The 17,948-nt window shown below is 67.7% G+C and carries 14 protein-coding genes and 2 pseudogenes; 11 read left to right on the top strand and 5 right to left on the bottom strand.

The window, feature by feature from the left end; translation table 11 throughout:
* Window positions 1–29: 29 nt before the first annotated feature.
* On the bottom strand, window positions 30–701 hold the full coding sequence (locus tag OMK73_RS27155; protein WP_267604726.1) for a TetR family transcriptional regulator: 672 nt from the start codon (window positions 699–701) through the stop codon (window positions 30–32).
* 286 nt (window positions 702–987) lie between these two features.
* Between OMK73_RS27155 and OMK73_RS27150 the strand changes: the two genes are divergently transcribed.
* The 3 genes and pseudogenes from OMK73_RS27150 to OMK73_RS27140 all read left to right on the top strand — a co-directional run bounded on the left by OMK73_RS27150 (window position 988) and on the right by OMK73_RS27140 (window position 6,682).
* Complete coding sequence (locus tag OMK73_RS27150; RefSeq protein ID WP_267604725.1) at window positions 988–4,230, top strand: bifunctional cytochrome P450/NADPH--P450 reductase; 3,243 nt, start codon at window positions 988–990, stop codon at window positions 4,228–4,230.
* Window positions 4,231–4,337: 107 nt separating this feature from the next.
* Window positions 4,338–5,551, top strand: a pseudogene (locus OMK73_RS27145) (MFS transporter).
* Window positions 5,552–5,620: 69 nt separating this feature from the next.
* Window positions 5,621–6,682, top strand: a complete 1,062-nt coding sequence (locus OMK73_RS27140) for a GlxA family transcriptional regulator (RefSeq protein WP_267604724.1) — start codon at window positions 5,621–5,623, stop codon at window positions 6,680–6,682.
* A gap of 117 nt (window positions 6,683–6,799) precedes the next feature.
* Here OMK73_RS27140 and htpX read toward each other — a convergent pair.
* The 4 genes and pseudogenes from htpX to OMK73_RS27120 all read right to left on the bottom strand — a co-directional run bounded on the left by htpX (window position 6,800) and on the right by OMK73_RS27120 (window position 11,612).
* Window positions 6,800–7,677 (bottom strand): annotated as a pseudogene (htpX, locus tag OMK73_RS27135) (protease HtpX).
* 162 nt (window positions 7,678–7,839) lie between these two features.
* Window positions 7,840–8,241 (bottom strand): hypothetical protein, encoded by a 402-nt coding sequence (locus tag OMK73_RS27130; RefSeq protein ID WP_267604723.1) that lies wholly within the window; start codon window positions 8,239–8,241, stop codon window positions 7,840–7,842.
* A 113-nt stretch (window positions 8,242–8,354) separates the two neighbouring features.
* Window positions 8,355–10,073, bottom strand: a complete 1,719-nt coding sequence (locus tag OMK73_RS27125; protein ID WP_267604722.1) for an FAD-dependent oxidoreductase — start codon at window positions 10,071–10,073, stop codon at window positions 8,355–8,357.
* A 27-nt stretch (window positions 10,074–10,100) separates the two neighbouring features.
* Window positions 10,101–11,612, bottom strand: a complete 1,512-nt coding sequence (locus OMK73_RS27120; protein ID WP_267604720.1) for a polyamine aminopropyltransferase — start codon at window positions 11,610–11,612, stop codon at window positions 10,101–10,103.
* Between the two features lie 264 nt (window positions 11,613–11,876).
* On the opposite strand from OMK73_RS27120, the gene OMK73_RS27115 reads away from it, so the two are divergent.
* The 8 genes from OMK73_RS27115 to OMK73_RS27080 all read left to right on the top strand — a co-directional run bounded on the left by OMK73_RS27115 (window position 11,877) and on the right by OMK73_RS27080 (window position 17,726).
* Window positions 11,877–12,263 (top strand): DUF350 domain-containing protein, encoded by a 387-nt coding sequence (locus OMK73_RS27115; protein ID WP_267604719.1) that lies wholly within the window; start codon window positions 11,877–11,879, stop codon window positions 12,261–12,263.
* Window positions 12,264–12,308: 45 nt separating this feature from the next.
* Window positions 12,309–13,343 carry an SPFH domain-containing protein gene (locus OMK73_RS27110; protein WP_267604718.1) on the top strand — a complete coding sequence of 345 codons (1,035 nt, stop codon included), beginning with the start codon at window positions 12,309–12,311 and terminating at the stop codon, window positions 13,341–13,343.
* A 21-nt stretch (window positions 13,344–13,364) separates the two neighbouring features.
* Window positions 13,365–14,885, top strand: coding sequence for a DUF4178 domain-containing protein (locus OMK73_RS27105; RefSeq protein ID WP_267604717.1), 1,521 nt, complete (start codon window positions 13,365–13,367; stop codon window positions 14,883–14,885).
* 6 nt (window positions 14,886–14,891) lie between these two features.
* Entirely contained in the window at window positions 14,892–15,059 is a 168-nt protein-coding gene (locus OMK73_RS27100; protein ID WP_267604716.1) for a hypothetical protein, read from the top strand.
* Between the two features lie 10 nt (window positions 15,060–15,069).
* Complete coding sequence (speD, locus tag OMK73_RS27095) at window positions 15,070–15,447, top strand: adenosylmethionine decarboxylase (protein ID WP_267604715.1); 378 nt, start codon at window positions 15,070–15,072, stop codon at window positions 15,445–15,447.
* A gap of 96 nt (window positions 15,448–15,543) precedes the next feature.
* Window positions 15,544–15,984, top strand: coding sequence for a Cd(II)/Pb(II)-responsive transcriptional regulator (locus OMK73_RS27090; RefSeq protein WP_267604714.1), 441 nt, complete (start codon window positions 15,544–15,546; stop codon window positions 15,982–15,984).
* Between the two features lie 532 nt (window positions 15,985–16,516).
* A complete protein-coding gene (rnk, locus tag OMK73_RS27085) occupies window positions 16,517–16,936 on the top strand; it encodes a nucleoside diphosphate kinase regulator (protein WP_043350617.1) in 420 nt (139 codons plus the stop codon).
* 436 nt (window positions 16,937–17,372) lie between these two features.
* Window positions 17,373–17,726: a hypothetical protein gene (locus tag OMK73_RS27080; protein WP_267604713.1), complete on the top strand. Its 354-nt coding sequence runs from the start codon at window positions 17,373–17,375 to the stop codon at window positions 17,724–17,726.
* Window positions 17,727–17,948: the final 222 nt, after the last annotated feature.

Here is a 17,948-nt window from a genome sequence, read left to right as displayed (position 1 = left end):
TGGTCAGGACTGGGTGTGGCTTGCCGCGCTCAGTGCGGCCGGCGCTCCGTCGGCTTGCGCTTGCGCGCAGGTGCGGGTACGGGGGCCGGTTGATCCTGCGCCCGCTGTTGTTCGGCTGCGCCGCGCAGCAGCCAGCTGATCAGCTGCTTGGATTGCTGGATGCGCAGGCGGCGTCCCTTGGCGTTATCTTCGAGGTAGTCCGTCGACAGGTGGAACAGGTAGGACACCACGTAGCCACAGAGGTCGTCGATGATGGGGCGCGACAGCCCCGGGCAGAGCTCCAGCCGTTCGATGTCTTCCGCCATCTCGCCGGCGATATCCGCCAGCACCTGGCGCACGGCTTGGCGCAGCGCGGGCTGCGGGCCGGTGCTGCCGCACACGCCGACAAAGAAGGCGTCCGGATGGGCATCGGCGTAAGCGAAGAAGGCATCGCAGGCGCGGGTGGCGACCTCTCCGGGGTTGTCGTGCGCCACGGCCCAGCGCACCGCGCGCAGCATGGGACGCAACTCGTTGCCGACCTCGGCCACGGCGGTCAGCGCCAGGTCCTCCATGTCGCGGAAGTGGCGATAGAAAGTGTTGGGGTTCAGCCCCGCCTCGCGCGCCAGCTCCCGCAGGCCGAGGCCGGCGAAGCTGCGCCTGGCTGCGGCCAGGCGCAGCGCTGCGTCGATCAGTTTGCGTTTGCCGCCGGCAACGTCTTCCATGGTGTCAGGCAAAAGTTGAAGCCGGGATACGCCGGCGTGAGTGAATCCGGTTTGGAATTGACACTCGGTCTACATTCGTCTACTTTGCTGCAAAAGTAGACGGTTGTCTACGTCGGCTTGCAGGGGATAGCCATGCACCCGGCAGAAAACAGAAAAACGAACAAGAGACACAAGGCGGCCCCTGAGCCCCTTGGCCCAACCCAGGCGTTTCGCCCGCCGACTACCATCTGGTGACCTGAATATGCAGCGCGTCTCCACTCCCGCCTCCGCCGCTCCGGCCGCAACCATGCCGGCTGCGCAGCCCGCACGCAAGCTCGAACCGATCCCGCGCGACCCGGGCTGGCCACTGGTCGGCAACCTGCTGCAGGTCACGCCGGGCAAGGTCGGGCAGCATCTGCTGGCGCGCAGCCGCGCCTTCGATGGCATCTTCGAGCTCGATTTCGCCGGGCGCCGCGTGGCGTTCGTGAGCGACGCCGCGCTGGTGGGCGAGCTGTCGGATGGGCAGCACTTTCGCAAGATCGTCGGGCCGCCGCTGTCGTACCTGCGCGACCTGGCCGGCGACGGCCTGTTCACCGCGCACGCCGAAGAAGAGAACTGGGGGCGCGCGCACCGCATCCTGATGCCCGCCTTCAGCCAGCGCGCCATGAAGGGCTACTTCGACGTGATGCTGCGCGTGGCCAACCGGCTGGTCGACAAGTGGGACCGCCAGGGCGCCGACACCGACATCCCGATCGCCGACGACATGACCCGGCTCACGCTGGACACCATCGCGCTGTCGGGTTTCGGCTATGATTTCGATTCGTTCTCGCGCGAGCAGCTGCATCCCTTTATCGACGCGATGGTCGGCGCGCTCGAGGAAGCCATGGGCAAGCTAACGCGCTTTGCGCTGCAGGACAAGTTCATGCACAAGGCGCACCGCAAGTTCGCCGACGATATCCAGTACATGCGCGAACTGGTGGACGACGTGGTGCGGCAGCGCCGCGCCGCGGCAGGGAAGGACGCCGGACAGCCGCCCGCGCACGACCTGCTCAACCTGATGCTGGAGGCGCGCGACCCCGACACCGACCAGCGCCTGGACGACGTCAATATCCGCAACCAGGTCATCACTTTCCTGATCGCGGGGCACGAGACCACTAGCGGCTTGCTGACCTTCGCGCTGTATGAGCTGCTGCGCCATCCCGGCGTGCTGGCGCAAGCCTATGCCGAGGTGGACGCGGTGCTGCCGGGCGACGCGCCGCCGGTCTATGCCGACCTGGCGAAGCTGCAGGTGATCGACCGCGTGCTCAAGGAAACGCTGCGCCTGTGGCCCACGGCGCCTGCCTTTGCAGTGGCACCGTTCGAGGACACGGTGATCGGCGGGCGCTACCTGATCGCCAAGGATCGCCGCGTCTCGGTGGTGCTCACCGCGCTGCACCGCGACCCGAAAGTGTGGGCCGATCCGGAGACCTTCGACATCGACCGCTTCCTGCCCGAGAACGAGGCCAGGATCCATCCCCACGCCTACAAGCCGTTCGGCAATGGCGAGCGCGCCTGCATCGGCCGCCAGTTCGCGCTGACCGAAGCCAAGCTCGCGCTGGCCCTGATGCTGCGCAACTTCCAGTTCAGCGACCCGCACGATTACCAGTTCCGTATCAAGGAAACGCTGACCCTGAAGCCGGATGCGTTCACGCTGCGCGCGCGCCGCCGCCGCGCGCATGAGCGCATCGTCGCTGCGGCTGCGGCCGATGCTGCCAGCGTGCAATCGCAACCCCCGGCGGTGCGCGGCAATGGCCAGCCCCTCGCCGTGCTGTGCGGCTCCAGCCTGGGCACCGCGCGCGAGCTGGCCGAGCAGATCCATGCCGGCGCGCTGGCGGCCGGCTTTGCCGCCACGCTGCGCGACCTTGACGAAGCGGTGGGGGCGCTGCCCACCGACGGGCTCGCCGTGATCGTGGCGGCCACCTACAACGGGCGCGCACCCGATTCAGCGCGGCGTTTCGAAGCCATGCTCGACGGCAGCGACGGCGCTGGCTATCGCGCCGAAAGCCTGCGCTTTGCGCTCCTCGGCTGCGGCAATTCGCAATGGGCCACGTACCAGGCATTTCCCAAGCGCCTGCATGAATTTTTCAGCGGGGCTGGCGCGGTGCCTTTGCTCGCGCGCGGCGAGGCGGATGGCAATGGCGACTTCGACCAGGCCGCGGAGTCGTGGCTCGCCGCGCTGTGGCAATCGCTGCAGGCGCTGCGCGTGGAGCGGGGCGCCGCACCCGATGCGGCGGGCGCCAGCCAGATCGAGGTGCGGCTGCGCGATATCGCCACCATCCGCGCCAGCACGCTGCCGCCGTCGACGCAAGCCTTCACCGTGCTGGCCAACACGGAGCTGGTCAACGATCCGGCGGGTCTGTGGGACTTCACGCTGGAAGCGCCGCGCACCTCCACGCGCGACATCCAGTTGCGCCTGCCGGCGGGTGCCAGCTACGCCACCGGCGATCATCTTGCGGTGTATCCGCAGAACCATCCCGCCACCGTGCGGGACCTGTGCGAGCGGCTCGATCTCGATCCCGAGGCCATGGTGACGTTGTCGGCCGTGCATGCATCCGCCGCGCGCGGCCTGCCGCTGGACGAGGCACTGCCGGTGCGCGAGCTGCTGACGCATTTCATCGAGCTGCAAGATGTGGTGTCGCGCCAGACGCTGCGCACGCTGCTGCAATACACGCGCTGCCCGTTCACGCGCGCGGCGCTGGAGCGGCTCGGCTCGGACCACGCGCAAGACGGCTACGCGGCGCGCGTGGCATCGCAGCGGCTGGGGCTGGTGGATGTGCTGGTGAGCCACCCAGCCATTGAGCTCACGCTGCCGGGCCTGCTGGCCTGCACGGTGCCGATGCGCCCGCGCTTCTATTCCATCGCTTCATCGCCTGCGGTCACACCGGACGTGGCGACGATCACGGTCGGCACCGTGTGGTCGCCGGCGTTCTCTGGCCGTGGGATGTTCCGTGGCGTGGCATCCACCTGGCTGCATGGGCTCGCGCCGGGCGCCGTGGTGGCGGCGGCGATCCGCACGCCCAATCCGGCCTTCGCGCCCGATCCCGATCCGGCGCGGCCGATGATCCTGGTCGGGCCTGGCACGGGCATCGCGCCGTTCCGCGGCTTCCTGGAAGAGCGCGCGGCGCAGAAGGCAGCCGGCCAGGCGGTAGCCGCCAGCCAGTTCTATTACGGCTGCCGCCATCCGGAGCACGACTGGCTCTACCGCGCTGATGTGGCGCGCTGGCAGGCCGAGGGCGTGGTGCAGGCGCATTCGGCTTACTCCACTACCGCTGCCCCCGACCAGCGCTATGTGCAGCATCTGCTTTGGCGCGATCGCGAAGCCGTGTGGACGCTGCTGCAGGACGGCGCCACGCTCTATGTGTGCGGCGACGGGCGGCAGATGGCGCCGGCGGTGCGGCGCACGCTGATCGAGATCGCGGCGCAGCAGGGCGGCATGAGCGAGGCGGCAGCTTCCGACTGGCTGGCGGGCATGGTGGCGCAGGGGCATTACCGCCAGGACGTGTTCAACTAGCCCAGCCAGGAGCCGGTTGGCAGGATTCTGCGGATCATTGTCAGCCGCCATGGTCCCGCTTTTCGTACGCTCGGTGTCATCCCCGCCTCTTCTCACCGGAGCGCCCGATGGCACGTCCCGCGATGTCCCAAGCCCGGGTCCTGGCAATCTGCCAGGCCCTGTTCACCTCGGCCCTGTCGGTCGACCTGACCCTGACCGGGCTGGTCGGCTACACGCTCGCGCCCGACAAGGCGCTGGCCACGCTGCCGTTTGCGCTGATCACGGTGGCGTCGGCGCTCACCGCCATCGCGGCCGCCTTCCTGATCGAACGGCTGGGGCGCCGCATCGCTTTTCCCTCGGCGGGCTGGCGTGCTGCGCGGGCGGGCTGGTGTCGGTGTGGGCCATCGCTCACCATGACTTCGTGGCGTTCTGCGTGGGCACGGCGCTGGTCGGCATGTTCCAGGCGTTCGCGCGTTTCTACCGGTTGGCCGCCGCGGACGCCGCCGCGCCTGTGGATAAGCCGCGCGCGATTTCCACCGTGCTCACCGGCGGCGTGGTGGCCGCTGTGTGCGGGCCGGCCATTGCCGCGTGGAGCAGCGACCTGATGGTGGCACAGCCCTTCGCCGGATCGTATGCGGTGGTCGCGCTGTTCGGGATGGCCACGGTCTTGCTGCTGGCGTTTGGCTATCGGGAGCCGCAACCACACGCCGCTGCCGCCTCGGCCGATCACGGCGCCGCCGCGCTGCCGGCGCGCCCGCTCGCCGAGATCGCGCGCCAGCCGGTGTTCCTGGCGGCGTTCGCCAACAACGGCATCGGCAACGCGGTGATGATGTTCGTGATGACCGCCACGCCGATCGCCGCGGTGGCGTGCAGCCATACGATCACGCAGGGCGCGCAGATCATCGAGTGGCACCTGGTGGGCATGTACGCGCCGTCGTTTTTCTCGGGCTGGCTGCCGCAGCGCTTTGGGCGCGGGCCGATGCTGATGTGCGGCATCGCGCTCGCTGCGATGGGTTCGCTCGTGGCCCTGGCATCGACGGCGCTGCCGGCCTTCTATGTCGCCTTGCTGTGCCTGGGCGTCGGCTGGAATTTCATGTTTGTCGGCGGCACCACGTTGCTCACGCAGAGCTACCGGCCCGCCGAGCGCGCGCGTACCCAGGCACTGGCCGAATTCTCCGCCGCCTCGCTGACCGCGCTGGCCACGCTCGCGGCCGGGCAGGTGCTGTACCGCTACGGCTGGCAGGCGGTCAACCTCGCCGTGCTGCCGGCACTGGCGGTGGCACTGCTGGTCACGCTGGGCTGGCAGCGCAGCACACCGCGCGCGGCGGTGCTGGCCGGATAAGGGCCGGCGCCGGTATGATCGGCGGCAACCGCATTCGCGCACTCATATTCTCGCCCTGAGTCACCGTCCATGCCTGCCAGCCATCCCTTGCCGAATGATCCGCCGCGCATCGTCGTACTCGTCGCGCCGGACCCCGCGCAGGAGCTCGACGTGACCGGGCCCAGCGCGGTTTTCGGCCATGCCAACCGGCTCCCCGGCACGACCTCGCCCGCCTACGACATCCGCGTCGCCAGCGTGCGCGACGATGGCCTGGTGTGCACCGAAAGCGGCATCCGGCTGCTGGCCGACGCACCGTACCACCGCATCGGCGACATGCTGCCCGGGCCCATCGATACCTTGCTGATTGCCGGTGGCTCGGGCCACGCTGCGGCCGCCGATGACGCACGCCTGATCGGCTGGCTCCGCGAGCAGGCGCCTCACGTGCGCCGCCTTGGCGCGGTCTGCACCGGCGCGTTCGTGCTGGCGCGCACCGGGTTGCTGGACAGCCATCGCGCCACCACGCACTGGCGCCACGCCGCGCGGCTGGCCGAGCGCCATCCGCGGGTCCAGGTGGATCCGGACCCGATCTGGATCCGCGCGGGCGACCTGTACACCTCGGCCGGCGTTACCGCGGGCATGGACCTGGCGCTGGCGTTGGTCGAGGACGATCTCGGCCATGCCGCCTCGCTCGCCGTGGCGCGCGAACTGGTGCTGTTCCTGCGCCGCCCCGGCAGCCAGGCCCAGTTCTCCACGCTGCTGCAGGCGCAGAGCGCGCAAAGCCCCGAGTTGCGTGAATTGCAGGCCTGGATGGCGGAGCACCTGGCGCGCGACCTCTCGGTGCAGGTGCTGGCCGAGCGCGTAGCGATGAGCCCGCGCAACTTCGCGCGCGTGTTCGCGCGGCAGGTCGGCGAGACGCCGGCGCGCTACGTGGAGCGGCTACGCGTGGAAGCGGTGCGCAGGATGCTGGAGGAAGACGGGCGACGCCTGGATGGCATCGCCCACGCGACGGGATTTGCCAACGCCGATGTAATGCGGCAGGCGTTCCAGCGTCATGTGCAGACCACGCCGGAGCGCTACCGGGCGGCGTTCCGGGTGCGCCCGGAGGTAGCATTGGCCGAAGCCGAAAGAACAGGCCAAAATCGTCTGCCATGACGACGGCTGTTTCTCCCTCTCCCCTCAGGGGGAGAGGGCCGGGGAGAGGGGTGGCTTAGCTAGGAGCCACTTGAAGCGGAGCCCTCGGCTTTCTTCGATCCACAAAGTGTCCCGCGCTCAGCCCCGGGCTTGCAGCGCGGCAATGCGCTGCTCGATCGGCGGGTGGCTGGAGAACAGCGACAGCCACGACTTGCCACCGGCGATGCCCATCGCCTGCATATTCTGCGGCAGGCCATCGGCTTCCATCCCGCCCAGGCGGCGCAGCGCTGCCACCATCGGCGTGGGGCTGCCCATCAGCTTGGCCGCGCCGGCATCTGCACGGTATTCGCGATGGCGCGAGAAGGTGGCCACGAGGATGCTGGCCAGGATGCCGAACACGATCTCGCATACCACCACCGTGATCATGTAGCCGATGCCGGGGCCGCTCGATTCTTCATCGTTCTTGCGCAGCATCGAATCCACGAAGTAGCCCACGATCCGCGCCAGGAAGATCACGAAGGTGTTGACCACCCCTGGATCAGCGTGAGCGTGACCATGTCGCCATTGGCGATGTGGGCGACTTCGTGCGCGAGCACGGCCTCCACTTCGTCGTGCGACATGGTCTGCAGCAGGCCGGTGGATACGGCAACCAGCGAGCTCTTCTTGGTGGCGCCGGTGGCAAACGCATTGGCTTCGCCTTCATAGATGGCCACTTCGGGCATCGGCAGGCCAGCGCGGTCGGCCAGCTTCTGCACGGTCTGCACCAGCCAGACTTCGGTGCCGTTGCTGGGCTGGGTGATGACCTGCGCGCCGGTCGACCACTTGGCAATGGTCTTGGACATCAGCAGCGAGATAAAGGAACCGCCGAAGCCCATCAGCGCGGCAAATGCCAGCAGCATGCCGAGGTTCAGGCCATTGCCGGTGAGGAAGCGGTTCACGCCCAGCAAGCTGGCCGTGAAGCTGAGGACAAGCATGACGGCGAGGTTGGTCGCCAGGAAGAGCAGGACGCGTTTCATGTTTTATGTGAGGAAGTGATCAATGCAATGGTGAAAACGGGGGCGCGCATCGCGAGCACGCGCAGCGCCATGCCAGGCGCGCCGCGTGCAGGAGACTAACGACAAGAAAACTGGGAACAATCAACGAGGGCGCGCAAGGCCAGCCTCGCGCGCGGGGGAAACTCAGGCGCTGGGAGGGCGCTGCTGGAGCGGGAGGTCGGGGTCCGGCATGGCGCCCGCGCGGTGCGTGGGCGCGCTGCTGCGGGCAAGCCCCGCGGCAAAGCGCAGGGGCGAGGCCGGCAACAGGGATTCGGCGAGGTCGGCGCCGGGCTGCGACGGATCCTTGGCGTCGCCGGCGTCGCCGGCGTCAACGGGGCCGGGCGCTGCGCTGGTATCGATGGCGGCAGCATGAGCCGCTTCGTCCGCCGTGGCGCAAGCGGCTTCGTCTTGTGCCACCTGCGCCAACGCGCTGCACGAATCCGCCTGCACCGCGTTGCCCACTGCGCACGTGCGCGCGCCTGCCCAGCTTTGGAAGGGCATGACGGCAAGCATCAGGAGCAGCAGCAGGAAGCGGATTGCGCGCACAAAAAATTGGGGTTGGGATCGCGTGTCAGGGAGGTTCGACACGAAATCGAGCAAAGAATTCTACAGGATGCCGCGCCGCGGCATGTTATGACGAAGGCGCCACTTGGGAGCCCTCAGCCGAGGATCTTCCGCGCGGCATGCGTACCCCACCACGCCGCTTCCTCGAACACCGACACGCCGGACAGGTCCGCATGGGCAAACAGGATGCGCCCATCGGCCGCGCGCAGGGCCGCGGCACCGGCGTTGCCCAAGAAGCCCGTGCGCGGCGAGGCCATGGCGTGCCCGCGCACCGTGATCTCCACCGCGTCGGCGTGGTGCCAGAAGGCGCGCCCGTAGACCGTGCGCAGATCGGTGGTGGCGTAGTCCAGCAGATCGGCGGCGCTGGCCTCGGCCAGCCAGCGGCGGGTGCCGGTGAGCGAGCGCGGCGCGGCGCCAGGGCTGGCCGCAGCGTCCAGCGGGCAGTACGCGGTAAAGACCGTGGCCGCTGGCTTTGCCTGCCGGATCAGTTGATGGGTACTCACCACATAACCCAGCCCGCGTCCGCCATGCACCACGTTATCCCAGGCCAGCGGCACGCCCGGCGCTTCCGGCGGGAAGCCCTGCAGGCGGAAGCTGGACACCAGCCAGGACGCGGTGGGCGGCAGGTGGCGCCCCGGGTCGAAGCCGAACTCGCGCAGCGGCGCCACGCGGGCAGCCACATGCAGGGGCATGGCGCAGATCACGCGGCGCGCGCGGATGCGGCAAAGGCGCGGCGGCTCGGCGCCAACGCCGTCCGGCCACCAGGCGCACAGGACCGACACCCCACGGCCTTGCTCCTGCACTTGCAGCGCCATGCCGGGGCGGCGCCAGGGCTGGGCGGCAGGTTTGACGCCGAGGTACGCATCGATCCGCGCCGAGAGCCGCGTCACCAGCGCATGCAATCCATCCGGCCAGGTCAGCACGGCGCCGTCGGCGGCATCGCTTGCATGGCCCGCGCGGCTGGCGAAGTAGTACAGGCCGGCCCAGGCCGAGATCAGGTCGTGCCCCGCGCCGTAGTCGTCGCGGCAGCAGTAGTCCACATAGGTGTGCAAGGTGGGCGCGGTAAAACCTTCGGCCAGCATCCATTGGCGCATGCTTTGCCGGTCCAGCACGGTCCAGGCCGGATCCTGCGAGGCCAGCGCCAGCGGGATGGCAAAGGCCTTGCGGCCGTCGCTGCCGCGCGCGCTCTTGAGTTGCTCGACGCGCGCGAGGAAGCGCGCGTGCTGCGCCGCTTCTTCGTCCGGTGCGGCGTCGCTGGGTAGCAGGCCGTCGTGCCACTTGCCGTCGAAGAACAGGCGCTCATCCGGCGCATGCACCAGCGCGCGCTCGTCGAACTCGGGCCGCGCGGTGAACGGGTCGCGCTGGATCACGCCGGTGTCGGCCAGCATTTCGCGGATATGCGTGGATTCGGGCGAGGGCAGCGGCAGATAGTGCGCGCCGCGCGGGAAGGCAAGGTCGCCGCCGAAACTTCCGGCCGCAGCATTGCCACCGAACTCCGGGCCGTCCACCAGCAGGAAATCCTTCAGCCCGCCGCGCGCCAGCTGCCAAGCAGCGCTGAGCCCGGCCACGCCACCGCCGAGGATGGCAACGTCGGTCGCGATCTCGTCCAGCGGCGATACGCCCGACGGCCAGCTGGCGGCATCGCGCAGCGCGTGGCCCTCGGCCATGCCCGGGCGCAGCACCACGGGCGTGGGCTCGCGCAGGCCGACGCCAGCCAGGAAGCGACTGGCATCGTCGCCCAGCCGGTCGCAGCCTGGCAACAGGCTCAGGCCGGCCGTGCCCGCGCCGGCGATCAGGAAGCGGCGGCGATCCATGCCGGCTCCCTTTGCAGGCAAAGCAGATCAGCGAATGACATTGCGCCAGTCCTGCTCGAAATCAAACACCAGCGACTGCTCGTTGAGCCGGTTCGCGCGCGCCTCGCGCGGCGCCATGTCGGCGGGGAAGCGGAACATCAGCGCGGTGCTGTCGGCATCGAGGAACTTGAGCGGCACGGTGTAGCGCGTGGGCGGCGTGTAGTCGTCGCGCTTGGCCGCAAGGATAAAGCCCCATTCGCCGAAGGACGGCACGTAGGCGTGGTAGGGCCAGGTGTGCAGGCCCGCCTCGCGCAGCGTGGCGTCAATATCCCAGAACGAGCGCGGCGCAAAGTACGGCGAGGTGGACTGCACCACCGCATAGCCCTTCTCGGCGAGATGGTGCGACATCAGCTTGTACATCGGCACCGAGTACAGCTTGCCCAGGCCGAAGTTGGACGGGTCGGGCAGGTCGACGATGATGGCGTCGAACATCTCGTTGTGCTGCTCCATCCATTGCGCGGCGTCGGCATTGACCACCTGCACGCGCGCGTCCTGGAGCGAGCCCTGGTTCAGTGCCACCAGCGGCTCGCTGCGCGAGAACAGCGTGGTCATGGCAGGGTCGAGGTCGACCAGGGTGACGTGCTCGACGTTCTTGTGCTTCAGGATCTCGCGCACGGCCAGCCCGTCGCCGCCGCCGATCACCAGCACGCGGCGCGCCCACGGCAGCGCCTGCAGCACCGGATGCACCAGCGCCTCGTGGTAGCGGTGTTCGTCGCGCGAGGAGAACTGCAGGTTGCCGTTGATATAGAGGCGCATGTCGTCCTTCCAGCGCGTGATCACCAGGCGCTGGTACGGCGTGCTCTCGCTATGGATGATCTCGTCGCCGAACATCCCGCGCTCGGCCCAGTGGGTCAAGCGCCCGGAAGCCAGGAAGCCGCCCGCCAGCAGCACCAGCACCAGGGAGGCGCGCAGCATGCGCGACATCACTGGCTTGAGCTCATCGCGGAAGATATGGATGGTGACGAGCGCCACGCCGGCGTTCAGCATGCCGAACAGAAAGCCGGTGCGCGACAGCCCCAGGCGCGGCGCCAGCACCAGCGGGAACACCAGCGATACCGCCAGCGCGCCAAGGTAGTCGAAGGTCAGCACGCGGCTGACCAGTTCGCTGAAGGCGGTGCGACGCGTGTTGAGCACGCGCATGACCAGCGGGATCTCCATGCCCACCAGCACGCCGAGCACGAACACCATGGCGTAGAGCGCGGTGCGAAAGGGCGCAGACAGCCAGGCGAACACCACGAACAGCAGCGCCGCCGAGATGCCGCCGAGCAGGCCGATCAGGATCTCGATATCGATGAAGCGCGCCAGCACGTCCTCGTCCTTTACATAGCGCGACAGCCACGAGCCCACGCCCATGGCGAACAGGTAGCAGCCGATGATGGAGGAGAACTGGAGGATGGAGTCGCCCAGCAGGTAGCTGGACAGGGCGCCGGCGATCAGCTCGTAGCCGAGCCCGCAGGACGCCACGATCAACACCGAAAGAACAAGGGTACGGTCGCGCATCGGGGGTAGGGGATCGGGGATCGGATAAGAAGCCGGGCAGGGCAGGCGTGACGCTCAGACGGGCCGCCGCGCGATGCGCAGCACGCCTGGCAAACCGGAAAAGCGCAGGACAGAACGCTGAAAAAAGTTGTGATGAACCGAAATGGACAACGGATATACTTGGGCGCCAACTGCCAACAATGCTGATATTGCCAATATGGCTTCACCGCTTACTGTTGCCGCAGCCCGGAACACCGTCGTAGAACCAGCCGGAGAACAACCAGGATGCAAGCCATCTACGCCTACGTGCTGCACCTGCTGGCCGGCCTTGCCTTGCTGGCAGTGTTCGTCGGAGTCTACACCAGGATCACGCCGTTTCGCGAGTTCGCGCTGATCCGCCAGGGCAACCTCGCGGCGGCGCTTTCGCTGTCGGGGGCGATGATCGGATTTTGCTTTACGCTGTCGTCCAGCATCCAGCACAACGACACCTTCCTCTTGTTCCTGGTGTGGTCGGTGGGTGCGATGCTGGTGCAGGCGCTGGCCTATGCGGGCCTGGCGCGCGCGCTGCCCGACATGGACGCAGCGATCGAATCGAACAATATCGGCATGGGTGGGCTGATGGGCGCCATCTCGGTGACGGTGGGCGCGATCAACGCCGCCTGCCTGTCCTGATTGGACCGAACATGCTGGAACAACGCTGAGAACCTGGGGATTGCCATGAGCATCGGATCGTTCATCAAGAAGCAGTTTATCGACATCCTCCAATGGACGGAGGACACCGACGGCGTGCTGGCCTGGCGCTATCCGATGGAGGATATGGAAATCCAGTACGGCGGCAGCCTGACCGTGCGCGAGTCGCAGATGGCGGTGTTCGTCAACGAAGGCAAGATCGCCGACGTGTTCGGGCCCGGCATGCACAAGCTCACCACGCAGACGCTGCCGGTGCTGACCTACCTGAAGAACTGGGACAAGCTGTTCGAGTCGCCCTTCAAGTCGGACGTGTACTTCTTCAGCACGCGCCTGCAGATCGGCCGCAAGTGGGGCACCGCCCAGCCGATTACCATCCGCGACGCCGATTTCGGCATGGTGCGGCTGCGCGCCTTCGGCCTGTACTCGTACAAGGTGGCAGACGCCGCCAGGTTCTATACCGAGATCAGCGGCACGCGCGCCGAGTACACCCGCGACGAGGTAGAAGAGCAGTTGCGCAACCTGCTGATCGCCACCATGACCGCCACGCTGGGCGGCGCCTCGGTGCCTTTCCTGGACATGGCCGCCAACCAGGCGCTGATGTCGCAGACCATCCGCGACAAGCTGGTGCCCGAGTTCGAGCGCTATGGCGTGGCGCTGGACAATTTCGCGGTGACCAATGTGTCGCTGCCGGAGGAACTGCAAAAGGCCATCGACACCCGCATCTCCATGGGCATGATGGGCGATATGGCGAAGTTCACGCAGTACCAGGTCGCCACCTCGATCCCGCTGGCCGCGCAGAACGAGGGCGGCGTGGCCGGACTTGGCGCCAGCCTGGCGGCTGGCGCGGTGATGGGCCAGGCGATGGCGGGCGGGCTGGGCGCCGCCGCGGGCGTCCAGCCTGCCGCACCCGCACCCGCCGTGGCAGCGGCGCCGGCAGCAGCGCCCGCCGACGATCCCGCCGCGCGCCTGCAAAAGCTCAAGGACCTGCTCGACAAGAGCCTGATCTCCCAGGCTGAGTTCGACACCGCGAAGGCCGAGATCCTCAAGAAACTGATCGGCTGAGCGCACCCTTATCCCTTAAGCATGCAAGAAATCAACTGCCCAAGCTGTGGCGCGCCGGCGGCCTTCCGCTCGTCCGCCGCGGTGATGGTGGTGTGCGAGTTTTGCCACAGCACGCTGCTCAAGGACGCCGACACCGTCAAGGACATCGGCAAGATGTCCACCGTGCTGGAGGACTACACCCCGCTGCAGCTCCACACCGCGGGCCAGTGGGACGGCCAGGGCTTCACCCTGGTCGGCCGCATCCAGCTGCGCTACGACTCCGGCCTGTGGAACGAGTGGTACCTGCTGTTCGACGACGGCAGCGACGGCTGGCTGGCGGATGCCTCCGGCCAGTACATGCTGACCCGGCGCGTCACGGCGGAACAGTCCGCCGCACAGCTTAACGGCGTATCGCTTCCGAGCTATGCGCAGCTCACGCCCGGCACGCCTCTGTACTTCGACAAGCATCGCTACCTCGCCAGCGACGTGCGCAGCGCGCGCTGCACCGGCGGGCAGGGCGAGCTGCCGTTCGCGGTGGGCGCGGGCTGGACCGCGCAGGTAGCGGACTTCCGCGACGAAGGCCGTTTCCTCACGCTCGACTACGCCGACGGCGATCCGCCCGCCATCTATACCGGCCAGCCGGTCACGCTCGACCAGCTCAAATGCCAGTTGCTGCGCGAGGCCGACCAGATCGCCGGCACCGCCGATCGTTACCGCGGCAAGGCCATGCCGCTGGCCTGCCCGGGCTGCGGCGGACCGATCGCCTACCGCGCGGGCGTGGCCAGCTTTGTGGTCTGCCCGAGTTGCCACAGCGAGATCGATTGCTCCAACTCCACCGCGCTGGTGCTGGAAAAGCAGCGCGAGCTCGATGCGCTCAAGACCAGCTTGTCGCCGGGCGATATCGGCAGCATCGACGGCAAGCCGTACACGGTGCTGGGCCTGATGCAGTGCACCGACAACGACGAGGAAGAAGCCTCCACCTGGGTCGAGTACCTGCTGTTCAACGAGCAGCGCGGCCTGATGTGGCTGGTGGAGCAGGACAGCGGCTGGGACCGGGTCGAGGTGCTGGATACCTGGCCGCGCATGGTCTCCGGCACGGCCGCAAGCTACCAGGGCCAGACCTTCCAGCAGGGCTACGACTACGAGAGCGAGGTGCTGTACGCGGCCGGCACCTTCAACTGGCGGGTCAAGGTGGGCGACACCACGCGCCTGACCGAATTCGGCAAGCCGGCGCGCCGGCTCACGCGCGAGACCTCCGACACGGAGATCGTCTGGACCTTGTCCACCACCGTGGCGCGGGCGCAGCTGGCGCAGTGGTTCAAGTCCAGCCCGGGGCTGGCCGAGGCCGCCCGCGCCCCGCAGGCAGCGCGCGCGCCGGCTTCGGGCAATAGCGCCGACCTCGCCTTTTGCCGCAAGAGCGCCAAAGTCTACGCCATCCTCCTCGCCATCCTCAACGTCCCGGTGGCGCTCGTCACCGATCGGGGCTGGTTCACTATCGTCATCGGCTTCCTGTTGCTATGGGTGCCGATCTGGCTGGTCCAGCGCTGGGCCGGAAAGGATTGAGTCAGCGTGCGCCTGCTTTATCTCGTCTACGGCATCATCGTGCTGTTCGGCACGACCTTCTTCAATCTTGGCGAAGCCACCGGCTCCGGCTCGTCCGGATACGCGAGCTCGCGTGGCTGGAGCGGTGGTTCTTCCGGCGCCAGCGGCTGGTCCTCCGGCGGCGGCCACAAATGAGCAGGCTGCCATGAACGCGCCTGTCCTGCCTTGCCCGGCCGTGCTCGGCCACCACTTGCTTGCCGACCTGCAAGGCGTGGCGAGCGATCTGCTGGCCGATGCCGCGCTGGTCGAGCGCGTGCTTTACCAGGCGGCGCAGGCCGCCGGCGCCACCGTGGTCGATGCGCGCTTCCGGCATTTCGGGCCGGGGCTGGGCGTGACCGGGGTGCTGCTGCTCAAGGAGTCGCACATCAGCATCCATACCTGGCCCGAGTACGGCTTTGCCGCCGTGGATGCGTTCATGTGCGGCGCCGCCCGGCCCGAGCTGGCGGTGGAAGTCATGCGCACGGCCTTCGCGCCGCGCACGCTCACGCTGCGCGACCAGGCTCGGGGCCCGGCGCCGGGCTGAGAAGCTGGCAAGGTTTGCCGCGATGGTCTACACTGGCAAGCAACCCCGTAATTACTACAGGGTATTTGCGGAAGTCAGGTCTGGCCTGGAGTCGGGATGCGTATCGGTGAGCTTGCAAAGCACAGCAGTTGCGACGTGGAAACCATCCGCTATTACGAGCGCGAAGGGTTGCTCGACGCGCCCCAGCGCGAGGAAAACGGCTATCGCCGCTACGGCGACGGCCATCTGTTGCAGCTGAACTTCGTGCGGCACTGCCGCTCCCTCGGCATGAGCCTGTCCGATGTGCGCCGGCTGCGCGACTTCGAGCGCGATCCGACCCTTGCCTGCGACGATATCAACAGCCTGCTGGATCGCCAGATCGAGCAGATCCACGCCCAGCGCGTGGCGCTGGAGGGGCTGGAAGGGCAGTTGCGGGCACTTCGCCATACTTGCGACCAGCCCCATCCGGCCAGCGAATGCGGCATCCTGCAGAACCTGCAGCAGGCCGCCGCCGGCGCCGCCTGCGAGTGCCATCCGCATCCGGCGAGCCACGCCTAAGGGTTGCGCCCCGGTGCCTGAAGGTGCCGGCTATGCTACGATCCCTTTACCTGCCGCGCACCAAGCTGGTGAAAAAAGCGGCGGGTCGAGCCCGCGACGAAGCCTTTGAGTGAGCCATTGCTCTCGTCAGTTTCACCGCGTGGCGCGCTTTCCCGAATTTCCATCCAATTGCTGCCGCACCCAATGACGCCTTGCTGCCTGTCGCCGATTGCTGTCGAGCTTGCCCCTATCGGGCAGGCCGGCGCGACCGCGCGCGCAGTCCAGGCGCCGCGCGCACAAGCCAAACAGGCGATTGCCTGCCGCCGGATCAGCGTACCGCTTGATCCTGCCCGGTTCCCAGCCTGACGTTCCCCCCAACGCAGACAAACGCTGAACCGGGCCTAGTCACTCCCTGTTCGCGGTTTTCCAGCCGGTTCTGACCGCCGGTAACGGCCCACCTTATTTCTTGACCTGGTAACGCCAGGAGCCGATCCCTGACGGATGGCTCCAGCCTGTTCCGGGTCGCCGCATCGCCACTTAGCGAGGATTCATCATGACGGCATCGTCCAAACAACAACCGACCCTTTACCTGACCGAGCTCGACGTGACCCGTCTGGAGCGCATCGCGGGCCGCGCCGGCGCCGCGCCGCTGGCCGAAATGCTCGACAGCATCCTCGAGCGCGCGGCCATCGTGCCGGCCGAGGCCATTCCCAAGGATGTGGTCACCATGAACTCCAGCCTGCTCTGTGCGCTGGAGGGCGAGGCCACGCCGCGCCGCTGGACGCTAGTCTATCCGGATACCGCCGATTTCGAGGAAGGCCGCCTGTCGGTCCTGTCGCCGATTGGCCGTGTGCTGCTGGGCGCGCGCGCCGGGCAGACCGTGAGCTACCGCCTGCCGGACGGACGTGAGCAAAGCGTCACCGTGGTGGAGCTGTCGTTCCAGCCCGAGGCCAACGGTCAGTACACCGTCTAAGGCCTGGCCAAAAACTTATCCGGCACTTTCTCGGCATTTTCGAGCCTATTCCAGGCTTATTCCGGGTGCCGGTCGCGGCGTCCCGGCGCGCGCTCATCAGCGCCGCGCACCCGGCCAACCGCTAGCCCGCGAGCAGGCTCTGCGCCGGCGGACCGGCCTCTGGCCTGGGCTGGCGGGCCATCAGGCATCGCTTCGGCCACCCGCCGCGCCCCCTTGCACGTCCCCCCGCCACGCCATCCAGCGGCCAAGCCGCGCCGTTCGTCCGACTTTCCAGCGTTTCACGACTCGCAACGCACCATTCGTCGCAGTGGTATTTCTCCTTGCCCGCCGAGCCACTAATCTTCAGTCCGTGCCTGCAGCGCAACATAGATTTGCCGGGGCAGCTAGTACAGCAAATTAAAAACAAGAATTACACAATCAGTTGAAGGAGTCCCAAATGAATGCCAAACGCATCCTTGGCAGCGCGCTCGCCGTGTTGATGGTGGCCTCGTCGGCCGCGGCACTGGCGGCCCCCGCCAACAGCAAGGTCGGCAAGTTCGACGTGTACGCCGATGCGTTGCGCGCCGGCAAGTTCGACACGTTCACCGATGGCGCGAAGGCCGGCAAGTTCGATACGTTCACCGACGGCGCACGCCAAGGCAAGTTCGATCCGTACACCGACGGCGCCAAGGCCGGCAAGTTCGATACGTTCACGGACGGTGCCCGCGCCGCTTTCAGTGGCGAGATCGCTGCCAGTTCGCTGGACAACTCGCGCAGCGGCGACGGCTCGCTGTACGGCTACCGGGTCTGATCCTGACCCCGTGTTATCTGACGGCCACTTCGGTGGCCGCTTGGGTAGTACATTTGCTTCCCCGTTTTATCTCCCACCTGCCCGGCTGACCTCCTCCTCCTTCTCTCTCCCGCCGGGTGGGTGATTTTTACCCGCCGCACCCCATCGCACCCCGTCTTAGCTGCCTTTCGTTTTTCCTCCGGCAGTCTCGCAGCACCCTCCACCCCGACCCCCGACCATCCT

The sequence above is a fragment of the Cupriavidus sp. D39 genome (genome assembly GCF_026627925.1).
Lineage (GTDB): Bacteria > Pseudomonadota > Gammaproteobacteria > Burkholderiales > Burkholderiaceae > Cupriavidus > Cupriavidus ulmosensis.
Note: the sequence above shows the minus strand (reverse complement) of the source record. Positions and strands in the feature narration are given on the sequence as shown.